Source organism: Chitinimonas viridis, from assembly GCF_030409555.1.
In the GTDB taxonomy this organism is placed as follows: Bacteria; Pseudomonadota; Gammaproteobacteria; order Burkholderiales; family Chitinimonadaceae; genus Chitinimonas; species Chitinimonas viridis.
Genome location: NZ_JAUFPU010000018.1, coordinates 415859 through 439540 on the forward strand (window position 1 = coordinate 415859; position 23682 = coordinate 439540).

Annotated in this window: 16 protein-coding genes; 6 read left to right on the forward strand and 10 right to left on the reverse strand. The window is 62.2% G+C overall.

Annotated features, from left to right (window positions below):
• Nucleotides 1-31: 31 nt before the first annotated feature.
• The 9 genes from QWZ03_RS15150 to def all read right to left on the reverse strand — a co-directional run bounded on the left by QWZ03_RS15150 (nucleotide 32) and on the right by def (nucleotide 11884).
• Nucleotides 32-1585 (reverse strand): M28 family metallopeptidase, encoded by a 1554-nt coding sequence (locus QWZ03_RS15150; protein WP_290333486.1) that lies wholly within the window; start codon nucleotides 1583-1585, stop codon nucleotides 32-34.
• Nucleotides 1586-1679: 94 nt separating this feature from the next.
• Nucleotides 1680-3503 carry a M4 family metallopeptidase gene (locus QWZ03_RS15155; protein ID WP_290333487.1) on the reverse strand — a complete coding sequence of 608 codons (1824 nt, stop codon included), beginning with the start codon at nucleotides 3501-3503 and terminating at the stop codon, nucleotides 1680-1682.
• Between the two features lie 614 nt (nucleotides 3504-4117).
• On the reverse strand, nucleotides 4118-4501 hold the full coding sequence (gene crcB, locus QWZ03_RS15160) for a fluoride efflux transporter CrcB (protein WP_290333489.1): 384 nt from the start codon (nucleotides 4499-4501) through the stop codon (nucleotides 4118-4120).
• Nucleotides 4502-4899: 398 nt separating this feature from the next.
• Nucleotides 4900-6174, reverse strand: a complete 1275-nt coding sequence (locus QWZ03_RS20920; RefSeq protein WP_308446979.1) for a sigma-54-dependent transcriptional regulator — start codon at nucleotides 6172-6174, stop codon at nucleotides 4900-4902.
• On the reverse strand, nucleotides 6167-8356 hold the full coding sequence (locus tag QWZ03_RS15175) for a sensor histidine kinase (protein WP_290333490.1): 2190 nt from the start codon (nucleotides 8354-8356) through the stop codon (nucleotides 6167-6169). The genes QWZ03_RS20920 and QWZ03_RS15175 overlap by 8 nt, the downstream gene beginning before the upstream one ends.
• An 8-nt stretch (nucleotides 8357-8364) precedes the next feature.
• Nucleotides 8365-8946 (reverse strand): DUF4390 domain-containing protein, encoded by a 582-nt coding sequence (locus tag QWZ03_RS15180; RefSeq protein ID WP_290333491.1) that lies wholly within the window; start codon nucleotides 8944-8946, stop codon nucleotides 8365-8367.
• Nucleotides 8933-10204: a 16S rRNA (cytosine(967)-C(5))-methyltransferase RsmB gene (rsmB, locus tag QWZ03_RS15185; protein ID WP_290333492.1), complete on the reverse strand. Its 1272-nt coding sequence runs from the start codon at nucleotides 10202-10204 to the stop codon at nucleotides 8933-8935. Before rsmB ends, QWZ03_RS15180 begins: the two co-directional genes overlap by 14 nt.
• A 59-nt stretch (nucleotides 10205-10263) precedes the next feature.
• On the reverse strand, nucleotides 10264-11187 hold the full coding sequence (gene fmt, locus QWZ03_RS15190) for a methionyl-tRNA formyltransferase (protein ID WP_290333493.1): 924 nt from the start codon (nucleotides 11185-11187) through the stop codon (nucleotides 10264-10266).
• Between the two features lie 193 nt (nucleotides 11188-11380).
• Nucleotides 11381-11884 carry a peptide deformylase gene (gene def / locus QWZ03_RS15195; protein WP_284195133.1) on the reverse strand — a complete coding sequence of 168 codons (504 nt, stop codon included), beginning with the start codon at nucleotides 11882-11884 and terminating at the stop codon, nucleotides 11381-11383.
• Between the two features lie 132 nt (nucleotides 11885-12016).
• Here def and QWZ03_RS15200 point away from each other — a divergent pair, with 132 nt between their 5' ends.
• The 6 genes from QWZ03_RS15200 to QWZ03_RS15225 all read left to right on the forward strand — a co-directional run bounded on the left by QWZ03_RS15200 (nucleotide 12017) and on the right by QWZ03_RS15225 (nucleotide 21576).
• The gene (locus tag QWZ03_RS15200) at nucleotides 12017-13090 is read left to right on the forward strand and encodes a LysM peptidoglycan-binding domain-containing protein (protein WP_290333495.1); all 1074 of its coding nucleotides are present in this window, start codon (nucleotides 12017-12019) and stop codon (nucleotides 13088-13090) included.
• 159 nt (nucleotides 13091-13249) lie between these two features.
• Nucleotides 13250-14344, forward strand: coding sequence for a DNA-processing protein DprA (gene dprA / locus QWZ03_RS15205; RefSeq protein ID WP_290333496.1), 1095 nt, complete (start codon nucleotides 13250-13252; stop codon nucleotides 14342-14344).
• Between the two features lie 34 nt (nucleotides 14345-14378).
• Nucleotides 14379-14840 (forward strand): Smg family protein, encoded by a 462-nt coding sequence (locus tag QWZ03_RS15210; RefSeq protein ID WP_284195136.1) that lies wholly within the window; start codon nucleotides 14379-14381, stop codon nucleotides 14838-14840.
• Nucleotides 14841-14966: 126 nt separating this feature from the next.
• A complete protein-coding gene (gene topA / locus QWZ03_RS15215) occupies nucleotides 14967-17270 on the forward strand; it encodes a type I DNA topoisomerase (protein ID WP_284195137.1) in 2304 nt (767 codons plus the stop codon).
• Between the two features lie 416 nt (nucleotides 17271-17686).
• Nucleotides 17687-20287 carry a bifunctional diguanylate cyclase/phosphodiesterase gene (locus QWZ03_RS15220; protein WP_284195138.1) on the forward strand — a complete coding sequence of 867 codons (2601 nt, stop codon included), beginning with the start codon at nucleotides 17687-17689 and terminating at the stop codon, nucleotides 20285-20287.
• Nucleotides 20288-20832: 545 nt separating this feature from the next.
• Nucleotides 20833-21576 carry a lysophospholipid acyltransferase family protein gene (locus tag QWZ03_RS15225; protein ID WP_290333497.1) on the forward strand — a complete coding sequence of 248 codons (744 nt, stop codon included), beginning with the start codon at nucleotides 20833-20835 and terminating at the stop codon, nucleotides 21574-21576.
• Here QWZ03_RS15225 and QWZ03_RS15230 read toward each other — a convergent pair.
• Nucleotides 21573-23603: a site-specific recombinase gene (locus QWZ03_RS15230; RefSeq protein ID WP_290333499.1), complete on the reverse strand. Its 2031-nt coding sequence runs from the start codon at nucleotides 23601-23603 to the stop codon at nucleotides 21573-21575. The genes QWZ03_RS15225 and QWZ03_RS15230 overlap by 4 nt on opposite strands.
• Nucleotides 23604-23682: the final 79 nt, after the last annotated feature.

Genomic DNA, 23682 nt, shown 5'->3' on the forward strand with positions numbered 1-23682 from the left:
CCAGCATCTGCGCCAGGTTGGCGAAGCCCTCTTACTGCTGGGCCCGATACGTCACCTTCAGATTGAAGGTCGATGCCGCATAGCCGTTCACCATGACATAAACGTCGCCATTGGCCGTGACCGCCACACTGCAGCTCTCGGCCGAACCGGACTTGTAAGGCCGGCAGTCGTAGCTGCTGGTGGTGGGCGCAGCACCCTTGCGCACATACAGGTCGGCGTCACCAGTGCCGGTAAGGTCGGCCTTGAAGGTCGTGCCACCGGCCACCTTGAACGGACCGTAGTTGGCCTTCTGGCCCCTGGCCAGTGTGCCGGAGAAGTTCTCCACAGTATCGCCAGGAACCGGGTCGGACGGACCATCGCTACCCAGTTCCACCGCAAAGGCGGCAGCCAGCCTGGCGAACTTGAGCGCATGCTGCGCCTGGTTGCCCATATTGGCATAGGTATCGTTGGCCGTGTGAATGCGCGGATTGGACTGGCTGAAGGTCGCCTCGAACGGCAAGGAGGCGGCAAAACCCTGGCCAGTCCAGGAGGCATGGTCCGAACAGCCATAGCCACACTTGTCGTAGCCCAGCTTCAGCGTGGGCAGGTAGGTGGTGACCAGGTTGCCAATAAAGGTGTTCTGCTGGCTGTCGGTGTAGTCGGTATAGATATAGATGTCGTTGACCGAGCCCTTGTAGTTGGTCATGTCCAGCTGCATGACGCCCACCACATTGACGTTGTCGGTCTTGAACTTCCTGGCGATCTCCTGCGAACCGCGCAGGCCGACCTCTTCTGCCGCATAGCCCATGAACTTGATGGTGCGGCGTGGCTTGTAGCCGCTACTGATCATCACCCGGGCGGCCTCGGTGAGGCTGGCGATACCGGAGGCATCATCGTCGGCGCCGGGTGCACGGGTGTTTTCACCGGTGCTGCCCACGGTGGAATCCAGGTGGCCGCCCAGCACCACGACTTCGCTGCCGTTGTCGGTACCCCGGATGGTCAGGATCACCGACTTCTGCGGCCAGCTGGCATGGCTGAACTGCTCCACGGTCACATCGCTGCGGCCGGCTGCCAGTTGCTGCCAGCGTTGCAGCAGCCAGTTGGAAGCTGCCACACCGTGGCTGGTGGTGTAGTAGCGATTGGTGAAGGCGGCCAGGTCATTGATGGTGCCCGCGATATTGCTGTCCTGCAGCTGCGGCAGCAGCGGGTTGACCGTGGTCTGGTTGTCGATCACATAGCTGGGGCGGCTGGCCATGGCCACAGCGGGTGGCGGCTGCAGTGCAGCGATGGCAGCGGCGCGGCTGGGATGGGCCATATAGCCGCCGCAACGGCGCAGCTCATGGTGTACGGCTTCGCTCAAGCCACCCAGCAGGCCTTCATCCACTTCTACGGCATAGGCGCGCTCCAGCCCTACGGCCCGGCCCAGGCCGGCACTGGCCGGCTGGACGCGGCTCTCGCCGGCCATCACCTGTGGCGCCAGCTTCTTCAGCTGTACATAGGCCGCATCGCCCACCGTAATCCAAACCTTCTTGCCGCTGGGGGCGCTATCGGCCCAGGCCGTCAGGCACAGGCCCGCCAACAGCAACGGCATGATCTTCTTTTGCATGGTGTTACTCCTTGGTCCATCTGGCAGATGGCTCTGGCTGTTCGGTCACTCATGGAAAAACCCCGCACCTTGCGGTGCGGGGTTCAAGAACGGCTTACTGATGGTTGGCAACCAGCGAGACGCCGCTGAAGGCCGAGTAGCCGTTGATCATGACGTAGTAGGTACCGGTCTTCGGCGTGGCGATGTTCACCGTCTCGTTGTTACCGCTCCGATAGGGACGGAAGTCATACGAGGTGGTGGTCGGAGCCGAGCCGAACTTGATGTAGATGTCAGCATCACCCGTACCGCCCGACATGACGAAGGACAGGTTCCTGGCGCCAGCCGGTATCACCATGGTGTAGTTGAGCTTGGCGCTGCGTGCACCAGACAGACCTGTTACCGGCACACCCTTCTGCAGCACGGTGCCAGTCGGTGGCTGGGTACCGCCGCTGCACGACACGCCAACGGACGCGAAGGCCGAAGTCACATCAGCCTTGGAGTAGCCGCGCGACTCTGCCGCCTTTTCCACACCGCAAGCGCCCTGATCCCAGGTGCTGTTCGCGGTCCAGTGCAGGCGGTTGGCATCCACCATCACCTCGAAGGCCTTGCGGGTATTCCAGCCGGCCTTGGTGGCAAGCAGGTAGAAGGCCTTGTTGTAGACCCCGCTGGAGTAGTGGACGTCCATACCGCTGGTGAAGTCATTGGCGTGGCCAATGGAACGGCCGTCCTGCGGCGGATTGTCCATATAGCGCAATGCGCCGCTGGCTTTGAAGATTTCTGCGCCGACCTTCCAGTCGTTGGTGCCCTTCATGAAGTATTCGGCAGCCTCGCCAGCCATGTCAGAGAAGGCTTCGTTCATACCGCCGGAGCGGCCCGAATACACCAGCCCGGAGTTCTGCTCGGTAAAGCCATGGCTGACTTCGTGAGCCGAAACATCGAGCGACACCAACGGGTAGAAGGTGCTGCCGCCATCACCGAAGGTCATGGCAGTGCCATCCCAGAAGGCATTCTGGTAGTTGTTGCTGTAATGCACCCGCATCTGCAGGGTCTGGCTGATGGGGCGCAAGTTGAACCAGGCCTGGTACATATTGAACACGACGTTGCCGAAGTAGTGGGCATCGTTCAAGGGCGAGTAGGCGCCATTGATCTGCTTCACCGTATTGCGAGGGCAGGTGAACTGGTAGGGGGTGCTGCCACTGGTGCCATGGTTGAGGTTGACCGTGATGACGTTGCCGCTGTTCATCTTGCAGTCATCGGTCACCACCAGGGGGCCAAAGTCGGTGCCATATTCATACTGGCCGGTCTTGGTGTTGCCGCCAGGGCCGGTCGCGTCACGGTGGTTCAGGCCTTCCCAGCGCTCCACCACCGCGCCAGTATTGGCGTCGATCAGGAAGTGGGGACGGCTGGGCTTCTTGGCGTCATGGACCATGAACGACACCAGGTAGACCAGGCGTGCCACATTGTTCTTGTCCATCTTCACAAACAGGGTGGACTGGTCGTTCTCAGTGGGGCCATAGATGCGTGCTGCATTCTTGGCTTGCGAGATCACCTGGTTACCGCTGAACACCGGCTTGGCGCTGGGCAGATCGTTGGCCAGGCTCTTGAGCATGGCGCCCGACAACTGCGGGGCGGCCTGGCCGGCCTTGCGCTGTTCGACCACGGCCTCACCCCAGACGGGCACGCCCTGGTGGAACTGCTGGTAGCGGGTGACCACATTGCCATTGGCGTAGCTTTGGCTGCGTTGCACCCGCAACTCGCTGTCACTGAGGCCCAGCATGCTATGTATGGTCTTGTCACTGCCAGTACTGGCAGTAGCGGACATACGCTCGGATGTGAAACCCTCCAGTTCAACACGCTCAGCAGCCATGGCGCTAAGGGCACCGGCAACCAGCATGGACAGGAGAACGGGACGGGCTACTGCGTTAAACGCTTGCTCCATTATTTTTGTTTCCTCTACTCAGTTTCCATGGGGACCATTCCCCAAAAACTGACCTGTTTGCCGTCGATAGTCGGCCAACAGGTCCCCCGTGCACCTTGCCGATAGGTAAGGCGCTACGTTGCTGGCAACCACCCCTTGGGAGGGTGGATGTACCGTCCTGGTGCCCGCCCGGCACGCGGGCAGGCGGAATCTACTGGGCCGTGCTGCACACATCAGGGCAACCGGTTCAGGTGCAAACTGCAATCAGCAGGGGAGAGATGTGGCCGGGTGTGTACGCACCGGTCACCGGGCATCTGCCACCCCCTGGCAACAGGTGGTGTGACAGCACCCTCGGCATCCCGGTGGAGTGCATCCCCAGGCGGCCTTTTTTCTTGTAGACCTACTGGGTAGTAGTAGATGGAATGGGCGGAATCAAAATGCCAACGTCATCAAGCCGACGAACGGTAGGCCATGACTTGTCTACGCAACACGGATGTAAGCGATTTTTAACCGTATCGTCTTGTACATGACACAAGCACGAGGCACTGGCCAAGCGCGCCAGATATAGACTTACCCTATCTGGGTAATCCTTGTATGGGGTATTGAATCCCACAAGTCATGTACAAGACAAAATTTCAGCGGCGGTAAAAAAACAACACCGTATAGATGCCGAAAGCGGTCATGAAAAATGAGCCGAACAGGTGGCTGGCCGCAGTGGATAGCGCCCAGCCGAACTGTCCGCGCAGCATCATGTCGACCACTTCAGCCGAATAGGAAGAGAAGGTGGTCAGGCCACCGAGAAAGCCGGTGATGACAAACAGGCGCCATTCCGGTGCAAGGCCGGGGTGCTGGGCAAAATAGCTGACGGCGATGCCGACCAGATAGCCCCCCACCAGGTTGGAGGCCAATGTACCCACGGACAGATTGCTCGACAGGGTGCTGAGCCAGTTGGTCAGCCCCCAGCGCGCCAGCGCACCCAAGGCGGCCCCCAGGGCAACAGCCAGGACGGGAAGTAGCATGATGACGTACCGCAGCCGGTTATGAAGCTATGCCATTGAAAAACCCAAGCCCACCGAAGACAGGCGCCAACGGAGAAAGATGCAGAACCGACCCGGAGAGTGCCCAGTGATTTGGGCTACCCTGGCGCCGGCCCAGTCCTTCACCCATCAATGACTTGAGTCTACAACAGGCCCTGAAGCCCATTCAAAATGATAGCCAGCGGCGGCGAGGCGCCCTTCACCCACCGCAATGTGGATACCGTCTTAGCGCCGATGGATGGATTCAATCAAGGGAGATTCGGCCGGCTCAGGCTGCGCAGGCGACTAGCGCCAGGGTTCCCCTAGCGCCTGCCCAGCCATGACTTGAATTCATGCCCTGCTCGGCAGCGGGGTGGATGCACGCACCCACCCACATCAAATCAAGGACGCGGACGCTTGATCACCTGCACGCCCAACTGCTTGAGCTTGCGGTACAGGTGGGTACGCTCCAGCCCCACCTTGTCGGCCACCCGGCTCATATTGCCGCCTTCCAGGCCGATATGGTGGTCGAAATAGGCACGCTCGAACTCGTCGCGCGCTTCGCGCAGCGGCTGGTCGAAATTGAACTGCGGGCCGCTCATGGCCACCGACTGTGCACGCGGCGGCGAGAACTGCGACAGCACCCGGTTGACCGGCGTGGCATCGATGTCCACCTCGGCCGAGGTCAGCGCCAGGCTCTTGACGATGTTGTGCAGCTGCTCGTGGTTACCCGGCCAGTCATGCTGGCGCAGGGCATTAAGCGCCGACGAGGCAAACCGGCGCGGGCCTGTCTTGTTCGATTCCACCACGCTGGCCAGGATATGCTCGGCCAGCTCAGGGATATCATCCCTATGCTCGCGCAGCGCCGGCAAAGGCACCACGATCTGCGACAGATAGGTGAACAGCGCCGGGTCAAACCGGTCTATCAGCTCCGGCAGGCTGCGGCTGGTTGCGCAGATCAGCCTGACATTGTGCTTATCCAGCTTGGGCAGCAAGGCCACCAACGCTCCCTGTGCCTTGCGCTCGTAATGGCCGATATCGCGCAGGAACAGCGTGCCATTGGCCGCCCTGGTCACCAGATCCGCCCCCGACTCCACCAGGGCATCCTGGCTATCCGGCGCCACAAAGGGCGCGGTGGCCACACTGAGATAACGGGCACAGGCGACAAAGCCGCTGCCGGGCTCTCCCGTCAGCAGCAAGGGGTAGGAAAGGTTCTGTGCCTGGTCCAGCTGCTTTTTCAGGATCAGGATCAGCGGGCTCTTGCCCAATGCCGCCAGCGAGTTCTCAGCCACCTTGGGCTGCACTTCGCCGTGCTTGAGCGCACGCTTCACCGTCGCCAGCAGTTTTTGCAGGCCTATGGGTTTTTCCAGGAAGTCAAAAGCCCCGATACGGGTGGCTTCGACTGCGGTATCGATGGTGGCATGGCCAGACATCATCACCACCGGCATGGTCAACTGACCATTGCTGCCCCATTCCTTGAGCAGCGTCACCCCATCGGTGTCCGGCATCCAGATATCCAGCAGCACCAGCGCCGGTCGGCCCTGATTGCGCAGTTGCCGAGCCTGGGCTGCATTCTCCGCTACCACGACCCGGTAGCCTTCGTCCTGCAGGATCTCCGACAGCAACTCCCGGATACCGATCTCGTCATCGACGATCAGAATATCGTTACTACCCACTCGTTTTCTCCCCTTGCTCTGCCGGGCCGGCTTGATTCCGGCCCACCTGCATTTGATCCGCAATCGGTAAGTCTATCCTGACGCAGGCGCCATGCGGCTCCACGTTATAGGCCACGATCTGACCGTGATGCTCATCGATGATTTTTTTCACCACAGCGAGTCCCAGCCCGGTTCCCTTGAGCTTGGTTGTCGCATATGGCTCAAATATGCGTTGTAGAATAGCATCACTGAAGCCAGAACCGTTGTCTTCTACCGACAATCGTACCGTTTTCTCGCGTCTTTCGGTGCGCAGTTTGATGCAGCCGAGCATATCGCCCGCCACAGCCTCCTGTGCATTCTTCAGAAGATTGTGCACAACCTGGCGCAACTGGGTGATGTCGGCCACCACCCACAATCCCCCTTCACCCACCTGGCTACGCTCTATTGGCGCCGTTTCATACAGCACCAGCACCTCATCCAGCAGCTTGGCCAGGTTTACTGGCGCCAGTTCGGCCGAAGGCTGCCGGGCATATTCGCGGAACTCATCCACCATGCGCTTGAGCGCCCCCACCTGCGCCACGATGGTGGTGGTGGAGCGGGTCAGCACATCACGGCTGGCATCATCGAGCTTATCGGCCAGTTTATGCTCCAATCGCTCGGCAGCAAGCTGTATGGGGGTCAGCGGATTACGTATCTCATGCGCCAGGCGCTTGGCCACCTCGCCCCAGGCGGCATCGCGCTGGGCGCGCAGCAAATCGGTGACATCGTCGAACACCACCACCGCCCCACCCTGGTCAACCTCGCCATGGAGGCGAGCGCCATGCACCAGCAACATGCGGGTACTGCCATCAAAGCCGACCTCCAGCTGACGGTGCCAATCCTGCTGCGAAGCATTGAAGGCCTGTATCACCCCCTCGGCAAAACTGCCCAGGTGGGGGTAGTCCTCCAGCCAGTCCGTCAGCTTGAGTACGTCCAGCCGGTCGATATCGGCATGCAGTATCTGGCCCGCGCTGACATTGGCGGCCCGCAGTCGCCACTTTTCATCGAAGGTCAGCACCCCAGCCGTCAGGCTGCCCAGCACGGTTTCCAGGTAAGCCTTGGCAGAGGCTGTCTCCTGCTGCTTCTGCTCCACCTGATCGCGTGCCTCCGACAACTGCCGGGTCATGCGGTTGAAACTGTGGGTAAGCGTCCCCAGCTCGTCCTGGCTGACCACGGGCTGCACCTGAGAATAATCCCCCTGCGCGACTGCGCGGGTACCCGCCGCCAGCACCGTCAGCGGCGCCGCCAGCTTCTCCGACAGATACATGCCCAGCACCACGGCACTGAGCAAGGCCAGCAGCAGGGCCAGGGTCAGGGTCAGGCCGAAGCTCTGCTTCAGCGCAGTGCGGGAGAGTGCCAGCAGCTTGTAGGCATTGCGCATCTCCTCTACCTTCTCGGCATCACTGGCCAGTTGCTTGGGCACAGGCTGTATCAGCTGCAGGGCGCGGGTTTCGGTACCAAAGCTGCTCTGGCTGGCATAGTTGGGATTGACCGGTACGATGACCCGCAGGCTGAGGCCGTAGTCAGGCGTAGTCTCCAGCGCCCGGTAAGGCAGCTGCGCCTGCACCTGCTTGAGCATATTGCGGTCAGGCACCAGCGGCACCGGGTTGGCATACTCATCACCCACATGGGCGATCACCTTGCCGCGGCCATCAAACAGGCTGGCTTCCTGCACATTGGTGGTTTCGCGCAGGCGCGTCAGCGTCCCCAATGCCTCGGCGTCGTACTCATCGGACAACTGCCCCGCCATCACCTCGGCCTTCTTCATCAGGTCGTCCAGCGAGTAATTGAGCACCTGGTTGCCCAGGTTGAGGCCGCTATCCAGGGCGGTATCCACATTGACGTCGAACCAGGTCTCGATGGACTTGGTGAGGAACTGCACCGACAGCATATAGACCAGGGCGCCAGGCAGGACCGCCACCATGGCAAACATCAGGGTCAATCGCCAGGCCAGGCGGGAGCCGAACTGGCGCGCCCTCACCTGCTTGCGCAACCGCATCAGGCGGGTGCCCACCAATGCCACCAGACCCACCACCATCAGGATGTTCAGCGCCAGCAGCGGCTCATAGTAGCGGCCGAACACGGTGGAGTTGCCGATGGACGTGGCCAGCATGAACAGCAGGATCACTGCCAAGGAACCCAGCAGAATGAGGGTATTACGCATGGGCATGGCTATTGGGCCTCTTCGAACTCGACTGTAGTCTGCTCGGAGTTCAGCTTCCACTCGGCATCGCCCAGCAAACCCAGTTGCAGGGGCTTGGGCAGCTTGTCGGTATCCAGCCGCATTGTCAGGTGGCCGGCAAAGCGGCTGTCGAGCTTCTTGGTCACCGACCCGCGCTCAGCCACCATCCAGTCGCGCACCACGCCCAGGCTGCGCAAGGCGCCATCCAGGGTATCGTAGCTGCGGTAGAGCGTGCCCACACCCACCCGGTAGCTGCGGGTGAGGCCATGGTAGGACAGGCGGTATTCAATGCGCGCGGTAGGGTCAAACCAATCGGCCACCCGCCGCCAGGCCCAGTACCAGCGGGGCTTGGTGAGCGTGAACTCGACCGCAAAGGTTAGCGGCACCCCGGATAGCAAGGCATTTTCATGCATGGCATCGAGGCTGACCAGGAAGCGGGCATCAATGCTGAGCCGCCCCTCCTGCTCCACCCCATGATAGGACTCCAGCGCTATGCCACCGGCCCATAGCGGCAGGCAGCACAACAGGGCACAAAGCTGCAGCAGCAGGCGCTGTATGTTAGTCCTTGGCAAGCAGGGTGTAGAAAAAGCCATCGTGGCGTTCGTTAGGCAGCAGTTGCCCGCTTTCCGGCATGCCTGGTAGCAGGGACAGCCGCCGTGCGTCGGGGTGGCGCGTCAGGAAATCAGCGACATGTTGTTCGTTTTCCTGCGGAAACACCGAGCAGGTTACATAAAGCAGTTTACCACCCGGTTTGAGACATCCCCATAAAGCTTCCAGCATGGCGGCCTGCTGCGTGGCGAATTGCGCAAAATCGTCGGGCCGACGCAGCCATTTGATGTCGGCATGGCGCCTTGCCACCCCCGAGGCCGAACACGGCACATCGGCCAGGATGCGGTCAAACTGCTGGCCGTCCCACCACCCGGCAGGCTGGGCCGCATCGCCCACCACCAGCCTGGCCTTGAGGCCCAGCCGGTCGAGGTTGGACTGCACCCGCTTGAGCCTGGCCTCATCAACATCCAGCCCCGTCAGGTCCAGCGCAGCCAGCTCCAGCAGATGGCCAGTCTTGCCCCCGGGGGCACAACAGGCATCCAGCACCCGCATGCCATCGGCCACATCCAGCAGGGGAGCGGCCCACTGCGCACCGATATCCTGCACCGAGCATACGCCCTCGAAGAAACCGGGCAGCTTGTCGACCGGCACCGGCTCCTGCAGGCGTATGCCTGCCTCGCCATCCCCCTCTGCAGCCATGCCCGCAGCCCTCAGGCTGGCCAGATAGGTATCGCGCTGCTGCTGCCGGCGATTGACCCGCAAGCTCATCGGCGGATGCAGGTTGTTGGCTGTCAGCACCGCCTGCCAATCCTGCGGATAGGCTGTGCGCATGGCCGCCACCCACCATGCCGGATGGTTCCAGCGGGCCTTGTCATCCTGGCCGGCAGCGGCCAGCAAGGCGTCCTTCTGCCGAAGGAAGTTGCGCAGCACAGCATTGACCATGCCCTTGGCGTAGCCCCCGTTGAGCTGGGTAGCCACCTTGACGGCATGATCCACCACCGCGTGGGGGGCGCTACGGCCCCAAGCCAGTTGGCTGATGCCGGTTGCCAGCAAGGCACGGACGGCAGGGTCGGTATCCGGCCGCTTGAGCAAGCGCCCCAGTACAAAATCCACCTCGCCGTAATGGCGCAGGGTGGTGTAGGCGATATCCTGGATGGCCGCACGCTGGCGCGGCTCCAGCTCGGGGCTGCGCTGGCGCTGGCGGGCCAGCACATCGGTCAGGTTGCGGCCGGCCAGGACGGCGGCAACCGCCTCGCTGGCCAGGCGTTGAGTCAGGAACATGGCAAAGCTTCTATGAGTAAGGTGATGCGGTAACGATCAAACGGCGCCGAGCACGGGCATCAGCCCAGCACATCGCCGACGGCCAGCTTGCCCGCCGCCAGGAAATCCCGCACTGGCAGACGCTTGCCGCCAGGACGCTGCAATTCAGTCAGGCACAACACGCCCTGGCCTGTGGCGACCCGCACACCGTCGGCGCCTATCTGCAGCACCGTGCCGGGTACACCGCCACCCGCTTCTGCCTGGGCCGCCCAGCATTTGATCAGTTCCTCGCCGTGGCGGGCGGTGGTGCCGGGGAAGGGATCGAAGGCCCGCACGCGGCGGGCCAGCAGTTCGGCCGGCAGCTGCCAATCCAGCGCGGCCTCCTCCTTGCGTATCTTCTCGGCATAGGTCACGCCTTCTACCGGTTGCGGTACCACCGCCGCCTGCAGTGCGGGCAGGTCGACCAGGGCCGCGACGATGGCCTCAGCACCGCAAAGCGCCAGTTTGTCATGCAGGCTACGGGTGGTATCGGTGGCTGCGATCGCAACCGGGTGGCAACTGAGCATGCCACCGGTGTCAAGACCGGCATCCATCTGCATGATGGTGATGCCGGTAAGCGGATCACCCGCTTCGATGGCTCGCTGTATGGGCGCTGCGCCGCGCCAGCGTGGCAGCAGCGAACCATGGATGTTGAGGCAACCCAGCCTGGGCATATCCAGCACCACCTGCGGCAGGATGATGCCGTAGGCCGCGACCACCATGACATCGGCCGCCATCGCCGCCACCGGCGCCTGCTGCTCGGCAGTACGCAGCTTCTCGGGTTGGTAGACCGGCAAGCCATGGCGCTCGGCCAGTTGCTTGACCGGCGAAGCCAGCAATTTCATACCTCTTCCAGCCGGCCTGTCAGGCTGGGTCAATACCAGCACGATCTCGTGGCCCGCATCGATCAGGGCCTGCATGGCGGTAGCGGCAAATTCAGGTGTGCCGGCAAAAATCAGCTTCATCGGTTCTACTCTATCTGCAGGCGCAGATGACAAGGTGCCAGGGCAATGTGGCGCGCAACGCACGGCGCCCTGGCCAGGAGAGAAAATGCCCATATCGGCCAGCGCGGCACCAGGCCAAGCCACCGCAGGCCAGCACAAATACCACACCGCCAAAACCGGCAAGGGCGCCTAATACCGCGCTTGCCAGATCGCTTTAGAGTGTCTTGCGCTGGTTCTTTTTCAGGCGCGACAAAATGCGGGTTTGCTTCAGACGGGAGAGTTTTTCCACAAAAACCCTACCCTCCAGATGATCCATTTCATGCTGTATGCAGATAGCCAACAGGCCCTCTGCTTCCAGCTTGAAGGGCTTGCCATCGCGGTCCAGCGCCTCGACCACCACATGCTCGGCCCGCTCCACCTCTTCATAGATACCGGGCACCGACAGGCAGCCTTCTTCAAAAACCGTGTAGCCATCGGCACTGACTATGCGCGGGTTGATCAAAGCCAGCAAACCGCTTTTATCCTCGCTCACATCAATGACCACCACCCGTTTATGCACGTCCACCTGGGTGGCCGCTAGGCCGATGCCAGGGGCTTCATACATGGTCTCGGCCATGTCATCGATTAATCGACGAATATCGTCATCGACTTTTTCAACCGGCGTTGCAACCTTATGCAAACGCGCGTCCGGATAATGCAGGATATTCAGGATCGCCATATTTTCTTGCTAGCCTATCTATTTGGATGCAGAATTTGAGCAATTGGTTTTAAATGACCTTAGCATATACTTAGTGGCATTATGCCACGTTGCCATCAGCGTCCAGGCCCCGACCAAACAAGGAAGCCAGTCATGCGCCCGTCCAGTATCCGCGCCAAACTCATTTCCCGTATCGCTCCAGCCGTCATTATAACGCTGGCAGCGATCTTGCCGGCTGCGGCCGATGAGCTGACCCTGCAGGAAAATGCCCCAGACCGCTATGTCGTGGTCAAGGGCGATACCCTCTGGGACATCTCCGGGAAGTTTCTCAAACACCCTTGGAAGTGGCCAGAAATCTGGAACATGAACAAGGACGAAATCAAGGATCCGCACTGGATTTACCCCGGTGACGTGATCGTGCTCGACATGAGCAGCGGCAACCCGCGCCTGCGCCTGCTGGGCAACGACGCCAACGATGCCCGTCGCAGCCGCGACAAGCTGAACCCCAAGGTGCGGGTCACCCAGTTCGACAATATGTCGTCGCCCCCCATCCCCACTAGCGCCATTGTGCCCTTCCTGACCCAGCCGCTGGTGGTCGAGGAAAGCGAGTTCCTGCAGGCGCCCCGCATTGCGCAGAACGCCGATGACCGGGTTACCCTGACCACGGGCGACACGGCCTATGCCGTCGGCGTTACCGGCAACCCTGGCGACCAGTGGCAGGTATTCAACGGCGGCAAGCTGTTGCGCGACCCCGACACCAAGGAAGTGCTGGGCTACGAAGTGCTGTATGTGGGCGATGCCGTGACGCGTCAGGTGGCTGACGTCAGCACCATCAGCGTCACCAAGGTCGCCAGGGAACTGGCGCTTGGCGATCGCCTGATCCCCAAGCCCCGCATGGCCTATCCCAATTACGTGCCGCATATCCCCACCCGCGATGTGGAGGGCAAGATCATCTCCACCGTCGGTGGCGTGAATGATGCCGGCCCGTACACCACGGTGGTGATCAACCGTGGCGAACGTGACGGCCTGGAGCTGGGCCACGTACTCAACGCCTACAAGGCACCACGCCCGATCAAGGCCGCCAGCAAGGCCGAGAAGGGCATGATGACCCCGGCGGAACGCAATGGTTATGTCTTTATCTATCGCGTCTTCCCCAAGGTGTCGTACGGCCTGGCCCTGAACGGCACCCGTCCGCTCAACCTGCTGGACGTGGTGCGCAAGCCCTGATCCCGTAGTTTTGCGGCAAAGCCGGACAACATGGCGCGACCTAACCGGTCGCGCTGTTGTTTGTGCCCAAGCAGATCGCTGGCGCCAGGCAGGCGCCAGGCTGCCATACCAATGCAGTACGACGGCACGAGACAGTGCCGCGGCGCCGGGGAGGCGACCATGCGGGACACCGATAGCGAAGACTGGTTACGGCTCAGCCTGACGCCCGGCATGGGCCCGGCGCATACCTGCCGGCTGCTGGCCGCCTTTGGTACGCCAGCCCAGGTATTGGCCGCCAGCCAGGCCAGCCTGGCGCGGCATGTGCCCGACAAGCTGGCACAGGCGCTGAAGCAGGGGCCAGACCCTGAGCAACTGGCCCGCTCGCTGGCCTGGCTCGACACCCCCGAAAACCGCCTGCTGACCCTGGCCGACAGCGACTATCCGTCCAGCCTGCTGGAAATCAGCGATCCGCCTCCCGTGCTATATGCCAAGGGCCAGGTCGGGCTGCTGGGCAGCGCCAGCCTGGGCGTGGTGGGCAGCCGCAATGCCACCCCCCAGGGCGTGCAGAACGCCGAAGCCTTCAGCCGTGACCTGTCGCAACGCGGCTGGTGCATCGTCTCGGGCCTGGCCTTGGGCATCGACACCGCCGCCCATCGTGGCGGGCTCAGCGGCCCCGGCAGCACCATCGCCGTGGTCGGCACCGGGCTGGATATCGTCTACCCAGCCCGCAACCATGCGCTGGCACACCAGATCGCGGCGGAGGGCCTCATCCTCTCCGAGTTCGCGCTGGGCACGCCTGGCCGTGCAGGCAACTTCCCCCGCCGCAACCGCATCATCTCCGGCCTGGCCCGTGGCGTGCTGGTGGTGGAGGCAGCCTTGCAGAGCGGTTCTTTGATTACCGCCCGCGAAGCTGCCGAACAGGGGCGCGAGGTGTTCGCCATTCCCGGCTCCATCCATTCGACCTTGTCCAAGGGCTGCCATCAGCTGATCAAGCACGGCGCCAAGCTGGTGGAAACCGCCGCCGACATCTTGGAAGAGCTGGGGGCAGCGCCGGCACCCACTGTTTTACGACCAACGGCAAAAAACCCGGCAGCACCGGCCGATGCGGCAGAAGCCAGCTTGCTGGCGGCTTTGGGCCATGATCCCCTCGATATTGACAGCCTGGTCATGCGCGCCAACTTGACGCCCGACCGGGTCTACGCGATGCTGTTGACGCTGGAGTTGACAGGACAGGTCGCCAAACTACCCGGAGGCCGCTATCAACGCTTGGCCTGAATGTAACCGTTACCCGCAATACCAGAGGTCTCCCGTGTTCGACGTACTCGCCTTTCTCTTCGAACAATATTTCTCGCTGGACAACTGCCCGGACCGCAGCACCTTGGCCAAACAGTTGTCGGCTGCGGGCTTTGACGACGAGGAAATTGGTGAGGCACTGGACTGGCTGAGCGAGTTCGATGAACTCGACAATGCCCCCTATGCCTTGCTTGATGAACGCAGCATCGCCATGGCACGCGTGCTGCACCCCAGGGAAGAAAGCCGCCTGACCGTAGAGGCGCAGGCGTTTTTTCACTACCTGTCGAGTTCGGGTGCCCTCAGTGCGGGCAAACGCGAACAGCTGATAGACCGGCTGATGCAGAGCAACGCGCAGTCCATCGATGCCGAAGCGGTCAAGCGTGTGGCACTGATGGTGCTCTGGCGGCAGGGCGATGATCTCGCCAATCTGCTGATTGAAGAGCTGCTGTTCGCCGAGTCTGACGGTCAGATGCATTAGTCCAATGCGCTGGCAGGATTGGCTTTTCCTGCTGCCGCACCTACATTACCCCTAGATATCGCGTTGCAGCCCGCTTGCCAAGCCGGGCTGTACGCACTCCAACTCACCGCCTCTTGCGGAGCCCGCATGGCTGATAATCTGTTGATCGTCGAATCGCCCTCCAAGGCGAAAACGCTGAAGAAGTACCTCGGTAGCGATTTTGAAATCCTGGCGTCGTACGGCCATGTCCGCGGCCTGGTGCGCAAGGATGGCTCGGTCGATGTGGACCATGGTTTTGCCATGAAGTACCAGGTCATCGCCAAGAACGCCAAGCACGTTGACGCCATCGTCACCGCAGCCAAAGCCGCCAAGAACGTCTATCTGGCAACTGACCCGGACCGCGAAGGCGAGGCCATCTCCTGGCACCTGCTGGAGATACTCAACGGCAAGAAGGCTCTGGACAAGAAACTGGTGAAGCGCGTGGTGTTCCACGAAATCACCGAAACCGCCGTCAAGGCCGCCGTGGCCAACCCGCGTGATGTGGACAGCCATCTGGTGAATGCCCAGCAGGCACGCAGCGCGCTGGACTATCTGGTGGGCTTCAACCTGTCGCCGCTGCTGTGGCGCAAGGTCCGTTCCGGCCTCTCTGCCGGCCGCGTGCAGAGCCCGGCGCTGCGCCTGATCTGCGAGCGCGAGAACGAGATACGGGCATTTACTGCCCAGGAATACTGGTCGGTCCATCTGGACAGCCACAAGGGCAAGACCAAGTTCGGTGCCCGCCTGCACGAATGGCGCGGCAAGAAGCTGGAACAGTTCGATGTGCCGGACGAGGCCACCCAGGCCGAGATATTGGCCGCCCTGGCAGGCAAGCCGGCCAGCGTCAGCAATGTGGAAAAGAAGCGCAAGAGCCGCAACCCCACGGCGCCCTTCACGACCTCCACCATGCAGCAGGAGGCGGTGCGCAAGCTGGGCATGACTACCGACCGCACCATGCGCACGGCCCAGCAGCTGTACGAAGGTATTGCCCTGGGTGACGGCACCGCCGGTCTGATTACCTATATGCGTACCGACTCGGTGGCCCTGGCCAACGAAGCGGTGGCCGAGATACGCGAGTACATAGGCAGCCAGTTCGATGCCGAGTCGCTACCGGCCAGCCCGGTGGTCTACAAGAACAAGTCCAAGAATGCCCAGGAGGCGCACGAAGCCATACGGCCGACCTCCATCCTGCGCACGCCTGCTTCGGTCAAGGCCTATCTGTCAGCCGAGCAGTTCAAGCTGTATGAAATGATCTGGAAGCGCACCCTGGCCAGCCAGATGTCGCCCGCCAAGTTCGATACCACCAGTGTGGATATCGCCATGGGTGAGGCCATCTTCCGCGCCAGCGGCCAGGTGCTGGTGTTTGCCGGCTTCCTTGCCGTCTACGAGGAAGACGTGGATGACGCCGAGGATGAGGACAACGCCAAGCTGCCGGTACTGGAAGCCGGTGAAGACCTGCCGGTAGACAAGCTCTACGGCGAGCAGCACTTTACCCAGCCACCGCCCCGTTACTCGGAAGCCTCGCTGGTGAAGGCGCTGGAAGAGTTCGGCATAGGCCGCCCCTCCACCTACGCCTCCATCATCAAGACGCTGAAGGATCGCGAGTACGTCAACCTGGACAAGAAGCGCTTCCTGCCGACCGATACCGGCGAGGTAGTGAACAAGTTCCTGACCGACCATTTCGGTCAGTACGTCGATTACCAGTTCACCTCCAAGCTCGAAGACAAGCTCGATGAGATCTCAAACGGCGAGCGTGACTGGATACCGGTGATGGAGGAGTTCTGGACCGGCTTCTCGCAGCAGGTGGAAGAAAAGAAGTCACTCAAGCGCAGCGAAGTCACGCATGAGGCTCTGGATGAAGCCTGCCCCAAGTGCAGCAAGCAGCTCACCGTGCGGCTGGGCAAGCGTGGGCGCTTTGTGGGCTGCACCGGCTACCCCGAGTGCGACTACACCCGCGACATGAACGAGACGGCCGAGCAGAAGGCCGAGGAGCAGGTGCAGGTCATCGAAGACCGCGTCTGCCCCGATGACGGCGGTCAGTTGATCGTCAAGTCCGGCCGCTACGGCAAGTTTATCGGCTGCGCCAACTACCCCAAGTGCAAGCATATCGAGCCGCTGGAAAAACCCAAGGACACCGGCGTCACCTGCCCTGTCTGCAACACCGGCATGCTGATCGAACGCAAGTCGCGCTATGGCAAGCTGTTCTATAGTTGCAATACCTACCCCAAGTGCACCTACGCCACCTGGAATCCGCCCATCGCCGAGACCTGCCCCAAGTGCCAGTGGCCGGTGTTGACGCTGAAGACCACCAAGCGGCGCGGCCTGGAAAAAGTCTGTCCGCAGAAGGAGTGCGGCCATGCCGAGACGGTGATGACACCGGAGCAGCTGGCGGCGCAGGCAGAGAGCAGCGAGTGAGCGCCTGGTCAGGCCAAAGAGGCCCGCCTGTAGGCGGGCTTTTTTGCGCTCAGGCGGTGTCCGCCCTTGCAGCTGGCAGCGATGCCCGGCACTGCCATCCGGGCTGGGCAGGTGCCGGTAGCGACCGGGGTAGGCGTAGTAGATTTAGTCTATGCGGGTAAGACATGTGGCTGGTCGCGTGGGGCATCAGCCGTGCCGACTGCCTGGACCACCACCGCCACCCGCACAGGCAGCGGCACGAATAGCGAATAAAATCATGGCCTTGGTTTATTCGATGACACCAACACCCATCGCCGGCGACGGAATTAGGCAGCGAACAAGGCAGGCGGCAAAATAACCGTGTGCGCCAGCTGACATGTTGACGTCATTTCGGGAGTAAGATGGCTGTTCGCCCCGCAGAGGGCAGGAGATACCCCATGAATGCCCGTCGCGATCTCGACGACGCTACGCCCGCGCAAGGCAATACCACCCGTGACTACCTCGAGGCACTGGATGCTGCCGGACAGTTGATCAACGATGCCAGCCCCGATGCACTGGAGCGCGCCTTGGCGGCCATTGCCCGGGCCGCCGATGCTGATGCCGCAGCGCTGTACCGGCATGGTGCAGGCAGCATGCGAGCCGACAATGCGGGTGCCTGGCGCGGCAAGATCGTGCTACCGCGTGCCGTGGCCGAATCGCTGAACCGGCTCGATTACCGCCTCTATCGCGATCTGCATGAGACCCTCTCGGCCGGCCTGATGCTGGAGCGTCGCGCCAGCGAGTTACTGCCGGCCACCCAGGTCATGCTGGGGCCAGCGGGCGTGCAATACCTGCTATGCGTGCCACTGCTGGATGCCGGCGAGCTGATCGGCTTTCTGGCCCTGGCCTACCTGGAGCAGCCCCGCCGCCGCGTATCGGGCGAGCCGCGTTTTCTGGCCACCCTGGCCAACTACCTGGCCTTGGCTCTGGTCAGGCAACAAGCTGAACAGCGCATGGGCGTCAACGCACTGCGGCTGGCGACCCTGGTGGGCGCCACCGAAGACATGGTGTTCGAACTCAGTGCTGATGGCATCGTGGTAAACGTCTGGTCGCACCACCCGGCCCTGCCCAGCGCCAGCCTGATCGGCCTGCCGCTGGACATGGCCTTTCCGCAGGACATGGCCTGGGCCTTGGGCCAAGCCCTGCCGCGTGCACTGGCCAGCGAAGCCCGCGAGCAATTCGAATTCACCCTGCCCAGGCTGGAGGGCGTGATCTACTGCATAGGCCGGTTGCAGGCCGTGCCCAGCGAGGATGGCGGCCGCCGCAATGCGGTGGCGCTGATACGCGACGTGACCGAGCTGATGCGCGAGGAGGCGCGTCGCCGCGCCATGATAGACACGCTGGACCAACTGGAAGAGGCTGTGATCGAGCTGACCCAGGAAGGCCGGCTGACCCGCCTCTCTGCCGCCTGGAGCACCCTGCGTGGCCGCAACAATGCCAGCCGCGAAGACCTGGAGCAGATGCTGACCGACTTTGTGGACGGCAACGACCACCCTCCCCTGCTGCACGCCTACAACCAAGTGCTAAGCCAGGGAGAACCGCTGTCAGTGCGCTTCCGCTTGCTGCGCGACGGCGCCGAGCCGCTGTGGCTGGAAGCCCGCTTGCTGCCCAATTGGGGCGCCGATGGCCAGAGCCACGGCCTGCGCGGCGTGCTGCGCGATGTCACCGCCGCCCATCTGAGCGAGGAACATATCCGCCAGCTGGCGCTGTATGACGGCCTGACCGGCCTGCCCAACCGGGTACTGCTGGACGACCTGCTGCACCAGGCCCTGGCCCGCGCCAAGCGCAGCGGCGGCCGGGTGGCGCTGGGCTTTATCGACCTGGATCATTTCAAGCAGATCAACGACGCCTTTGGCCACCAGGCCGGCGACCAGGTGCTGGCCACCCTGGCCAGGCAGATACGCTCGGTGCTCCGCGAGGAAGATGTGCTGGCTCGCTGGGGCGGCGATGAGTTCATCGTCATGCTGCCCGACCTGCCCGACCTGGCCACCCTCAGCCAGGTGGCCGAGCGCCTGCGCGAGATTGCCCGCCAGGGCATCGTGCTGGAAGGCATAGAGACCCGCCCTACCATCTCCATCGGCATGGCGGTCTACCCCGACAATGCAGAAAGCGCCGAGGCCCTGCTGCGGGTAGCCGACAGCACCATGTACCACGCCAAGTCCATGGGCCGTAACAATGTGCAGTTCTATGGCGACATCGTGCACCTGAAGAGCATAGGCCGCGAGCACATGGCCATCCAGACCCGCCTTAACCACGCGGTGCTGGGCAATGAGTTGCAGGTGTTCTACCAGCCCATCGTCAATGCACGCACCGGCCAGGTCAGCTCCATCGAGGCACTGGCGCGCTGGCATGATGACAGCGTGGGCTGGATCACCCCGCAGTTGTTCATCCCCATGGCCGAGAAGCTGGGTCTGATCAGCGAGTTGTCCGAGCAGATCACCGTACAGGCGCTGACCAAGCTGCGCGGCTGGCGTGACCGGGGCTTTATGCAGCCATTGGCACTCAACGTCTCGCGCAACCTGCTGTTCTCGCCGCGCTTTGTCCGCAACCTCATCAAGACGGTCGAGGAATTCAAGCTGCGGCCGGCCGATGTCATCGTCGAGATCACCGAGAGTCTCGCCCTGACCGATCAGGCCCGGCAGTCACGCCATCTCAAGCAACTGCACGAGTCCGGCTTCAAGATCGCCATCGACGACTTCGGCACCGGCTATTCCTCGCTGTCGCAGCTGCACGATATGCCCATCGACATACTCAAGGTGGATCTGAGCTTTACCGCCCGACTCAACAATGAATCGGGACGCCGCATCATGCAGGCCATCGTACAAATGTCACACGCCCTGGGGCTGGACGTCGTGGTGGAAGGGGTGGAGACCCTGGAGGCGGCCCGCTTCCTGCAAGGCCTTGGGGTGGAGCTGATGCAGGGCTTCCATTTCAGCGAGCCGGTACCTGCGGGCGTCTGCGAGCTGTATTTGCAACTGGGGCTGGACGGCAAGATTTGAGAGCCTGTGATGAACCCGGTCATTGCTTGGTTTGTCGAGCCTTTCATGGGCTGAGGGCATCGACGGGTGATGACGTGAGAAGCAGGCGCCAGAGGGACCCTGGCGCTAAACATCAGCGCAGCCTGAACCCATAGGCTCTCCCCTTGATTGAATCCACACCCCCCGCCCGCGCCGCCGCGCGGGAGCCTCGCTGACGCTCGTTGTCGAGCCTTTCATGAGCGGAAGGCATAGATAGGTGATGACGTGAGAAGCAGGCGCCAGGGGGACCCTGGCGCTAAACATCAGCGCAGCCTGAACCCATAGGCTCTCCCCTTGATTGATTCCACTCCCCCCGCCCGCACCGCCGCGCGGGAGCCTCGCTGACGCTCGTTGTCGAGCTTATCTTGTGCGGAGGGCATCGATGGGGGTAACGCCTGAGCAGGCGCCAGGGGGCCCCTGCTTGCACCGATCAGCCCACCACCGTCTGGCGGCTGTGATAGTGAACAGCTGTTCATTGAGCGCAGAAAGCCGCAGAATGCCGTCCGGTTCCACCACGAGTTGCCGCAATGCGTTTCATCAAGGCGATCTACAGCGTTTATGTTGGCCTGCTGTTCCTGATCGGCGTCGCTGCCGTCATCCCCTTTTACTTGCCAGCCTTGCTGCTGGATGAACACCGTCGGCTGGCTGTCATGTACGCCGCCAATCGTATCTCCATGCGCTGCTGGTCGTGGCTGACCGGCATACGGCTGCAGATTGAGGGCCAGGCCGCCTGGCAGCCTGCACCTGTCATCATCGGCAACCATTGCAATATGCTGGACATGCCCATCTGTGCGATGGCATGCGCCCGTGCAGTGAAAGTGCTGGCCAAGCAGGAGTTTGCCCGTATTCCGCTGCTGGGCTTCCTGTTCAAGAGTTTTGCCGTGCTGGTGGCACGCGATTCGGCCGAGAGCCGGCAACGCAGCGTGGCCGCGCTGAGCAAGGCATTGGGCCAGGGCTGGCCGGTATTCATCTTCCCCGAGGGCACCCGTAACCGCGGCAGTACCCCTTTGCAGGACTTCCGCGACGGCCCTTTCCGCTTTGCCATCGGCGCCCAGGCGCCCATCCAGCCCTTCGTGCAACTGAATATGCGCAGCGTGCAGCAGCTCAACACCCTGCTGTTCCAGCCGGGCAAGGTGATCTTTCGCTGGCTGCCCCCCATCCCCACGACCGGCATGACCGAGGCCGACGTACCCGCCCTGCGCGACCGCGTCTACGCCCTGATAGAAGCCGAGCTGCGGCGCGACGACCCCGCCTTTAAACCCGCCGGTTAGCCTGCCTGCGTAGGCTGCACCGCCGTGATGACCGGTGCGTCCTTGGGTGCGATAAAGAAGCGCTGCGGCGACCGCAGGAAACGTTGCAGCAGCTTCAGCACCAGCGTGCTGCCATCCACAAAGCGGATGCGCCGCGAGCGCAGGGCCACAAACAACGCCAGGCTGAAACTCACTGCCAGGTTGGTAAGGCCGATCAGGGCGATGCCGATGATGGACATGGTCCATAGCTGCCACCCCAACTGGAAATCCAGCGCTACCGCCGCGTAGGCCAGGTAGGCAGACGAGAAGGTGATGTGGCGGATATCGAGCGGCAAGCCCAGCAGGAAGCCCAGCGTGCCCATGGACCCCAGCATGATGCCGAAGAAAAAGTTACCGGCCAGTGCGCCGAGATTGTTCTCGATATAGGTGCAGATGCGCTGCCAGCGGGGGAAACCGAACAGCCGGCGTGGCCAGCGCAGTTGCAGCAAACGCTCGGGAATGCGGTTGTAGACCGCCTTGTTGTCGTAGTAACCCGAGATCAAACCCGACAGGAACAGACAACAGCCGGCGATGGCCGCATGCGGTAACGCCAGGCTGCGTATGGGGTCGAGGTCATGCAGCAGGTACAGGGCTTTTTCCGGTGTGACCCACACCTCGCCCAGACCATATTTGACCGTCAGGGCAATGGCAAAGGCAGTGGGAATGGCCACCCCCACATTACCCAGGATGGCCACGAACTGGGTGCGTGCCACCGCCTCTATCAAATCCACCAAGGCGTCCAGCCGGTTCTTGCCGCCGACACCATGCTGCTCGATGGTGGCGGCAATGCGGGCGGCCGTCATGGCGGGTTGCTTGGTGGCAATGGTGAAATGCAGCACATGCACCAGCATGAAGCCCAGCGAGTAATTCATGCTGAAGGCAAAGGCCTCGATCAACGGTGCCAGCTTGAGCTTGGTCGTCAGTATCTTGAGCAATGCCATGAAGCCGACGATCAGGCCGGCGCCCATGGCTGACTTGGCCATGGCCTTCCACTCGCTGCGATTGCTGGCGATGTAATGCTCGCCAGTGCGGCCGGCATGCTCGGTAATCTGCAGTGCCAGCAAATCGGTATTGGTGGCAAACAGGTCGCGCAGGCTGGTCTTGCGGTTATCTGCCTCCACCAGCACCTTGAAAAAGCGCACCGCCCGTTCGGGCAGTTGTTGCGCCTGTTCGGGCGCCAGCAAATCCAACACCAGCCGCAATCGGGCCAGATGCTGCTGCAGCCGCACCATCAGATAGGTGAGGCTGACGCTGACCCCCTCCTGTGCCGCCGTCTTGCGCAGCTTGCCGATGATCTCCTCGCACTGGCTCAGCAGGATGCGTACATGGCTGTCATCCTCGTGCGCCACCGTCGGGTCTACCAGGCAGGCCTTGTAGCGCTCCAGATAATCGCGCAGTGCCACATTCTGGGTCAGGAAGGGCGACTCGAACTGCTCAATGGCCGGGTGATTACGGACCAGTTCCGGTTCCAGCCCAATCGCCGAGATACGGTAGGACAGCACCTGGGCTGCCTCCAGCAACTCCAGCCGGGTATTGCGGGCATCGCGCTCATGCTGACCCTCGCCAAACTGCATGGCCTGCCATACTTCCAGCCAGACTGCATCGGGCACGGCACCGACCCACAGGTGGTCGTCCTTGCGGGCGAACACCTGGCCAAACACATCCTTCAGGTAACCATCTCGGTATTCACCCGGCAGCAGCTTCTCGCCCAAGCGGCGGCGAAAGGCACTCCACACCCCCTCGTTGGAGAGAATGCCGGTGTCGGTATAGAGGTGCAGCTGCCGGCGAGTGCCAATCAGCCTCATCAGATAGTCACGCAAGCCACGCCGGAACTCCGGCCGCTGCGACAGCAGAAAAGCCAGGGAGCGAAGGACATTGACGGCATATTCGCCATCGTCAGCCCGTCTGGGGCGTATGGCGGCAATCAGGTCTGCCATAGCATCTGGCGTGGCATCCTGAGTGGCAGTAATGCGCTGCAGGGCGGATTCGAGCGAGGCGTTCTGGGTCATAGGCAAGGCTCCATGCGAGTCGCTGTCAGGGTGGTTCCCCCAAGGTTGCTCCGCCACGGGCGACGCACCAGGGCGGGAT

Excerpts from the sequence above, each read along its gene's own strand:
- QWZ03_RS15150 (WP_290333486.1), bottom strand. The coding sequence starts at position 1,585 with ATGCAAAAGAAGATCATGCCGTTGCTGTTGGCGGGCCTGTGCCTGACG.
- QWZ03_RS15155 (WP_290333487.1), bottom strand. The coding sequence starts at position 3,503 with ATGGAGCAAGCGTTTAACGCAGTAGCCCGTCCCGTTCTCCTGTCCATG.
- crcB (WP_290333489.1), bottom strand. The coding sequence starts at position 4,501 with ATGCTACTTCCCGTCCTGGCTGTTGCCCTGGGGGCCGCCTTGGGTGCG.
- QWZ03_RS15175 (WP_290333490.1), bottom strand. The coding sequence starts at position 8,356 with ATGCGTAATACCCTCATTCTGCTGGGTTCCTTGGCAGTGATCCTGCTG.
- rsmB (WP_290333492.1), bottom strand. The coding sequence starts at position 10,204 with ATGTTCCTGACTCAACGCCTGGCCAGCGAGGCGGTTGCCGCCGTCCTG.
- fmt (WP_290333493.1), bottom strand. The coding sequence starts at position 11,187 with ATGAAGCTGATTTTTGCCGGCACACCTGAATTTGCCGCTACCGCCATG.
- def (WP_284195133.1), bottom strand. The coding sequence starts at position 11,884 with ATGGCGATCCTGAATATCCTGCATTATCCGGACGCGCGTTTGCATAAG.
- QWZ03_RS15200 (WP_290333495.1), top strand. The coding sequence starts at position 12,017 with ATGCGCCCGTCCAGTATCCGCGCCAAACTCATTTCCCGTATCGCTCCA.
- dprA (WP_290333496.1), top strand. The coding sequence starts at position 13,250 with ATGCGGGACACCGATAGCGAAGACTGGTTACGGCTCAGCCTGACGCCC.
- topA (WP_284195137.1), top strand. The coding sequence starts at position 14,967 with ATGGCTGATAATCTGTTGATCGTCGAATCGCCCTCCAAGGCGAAAACG.
- QWZ03_RS15220 (WP_284195138.1), top strand. The coding sequence starts at position 17,687 with ATGAATGCCCGTCGCGATCTCGACGACGCTACGCCCGCGCAAGGCAAT.
- QWZ03_RS15225 (WP_290333497.1), top strand. The coding sequence starts at position 20,833 with ATGCGTTTCATCAAGGCGATCTACAGCGTTTATGTTGGCCTGCTGTTC.
- QWZ03_RS15230 (WP_290333499.1), bottom strand. The coding sequence starts at position 23,603 with ATGACCCAGAACGCCTCGCTCGAATCCGCCCTGCAGCGCATTACTGCC.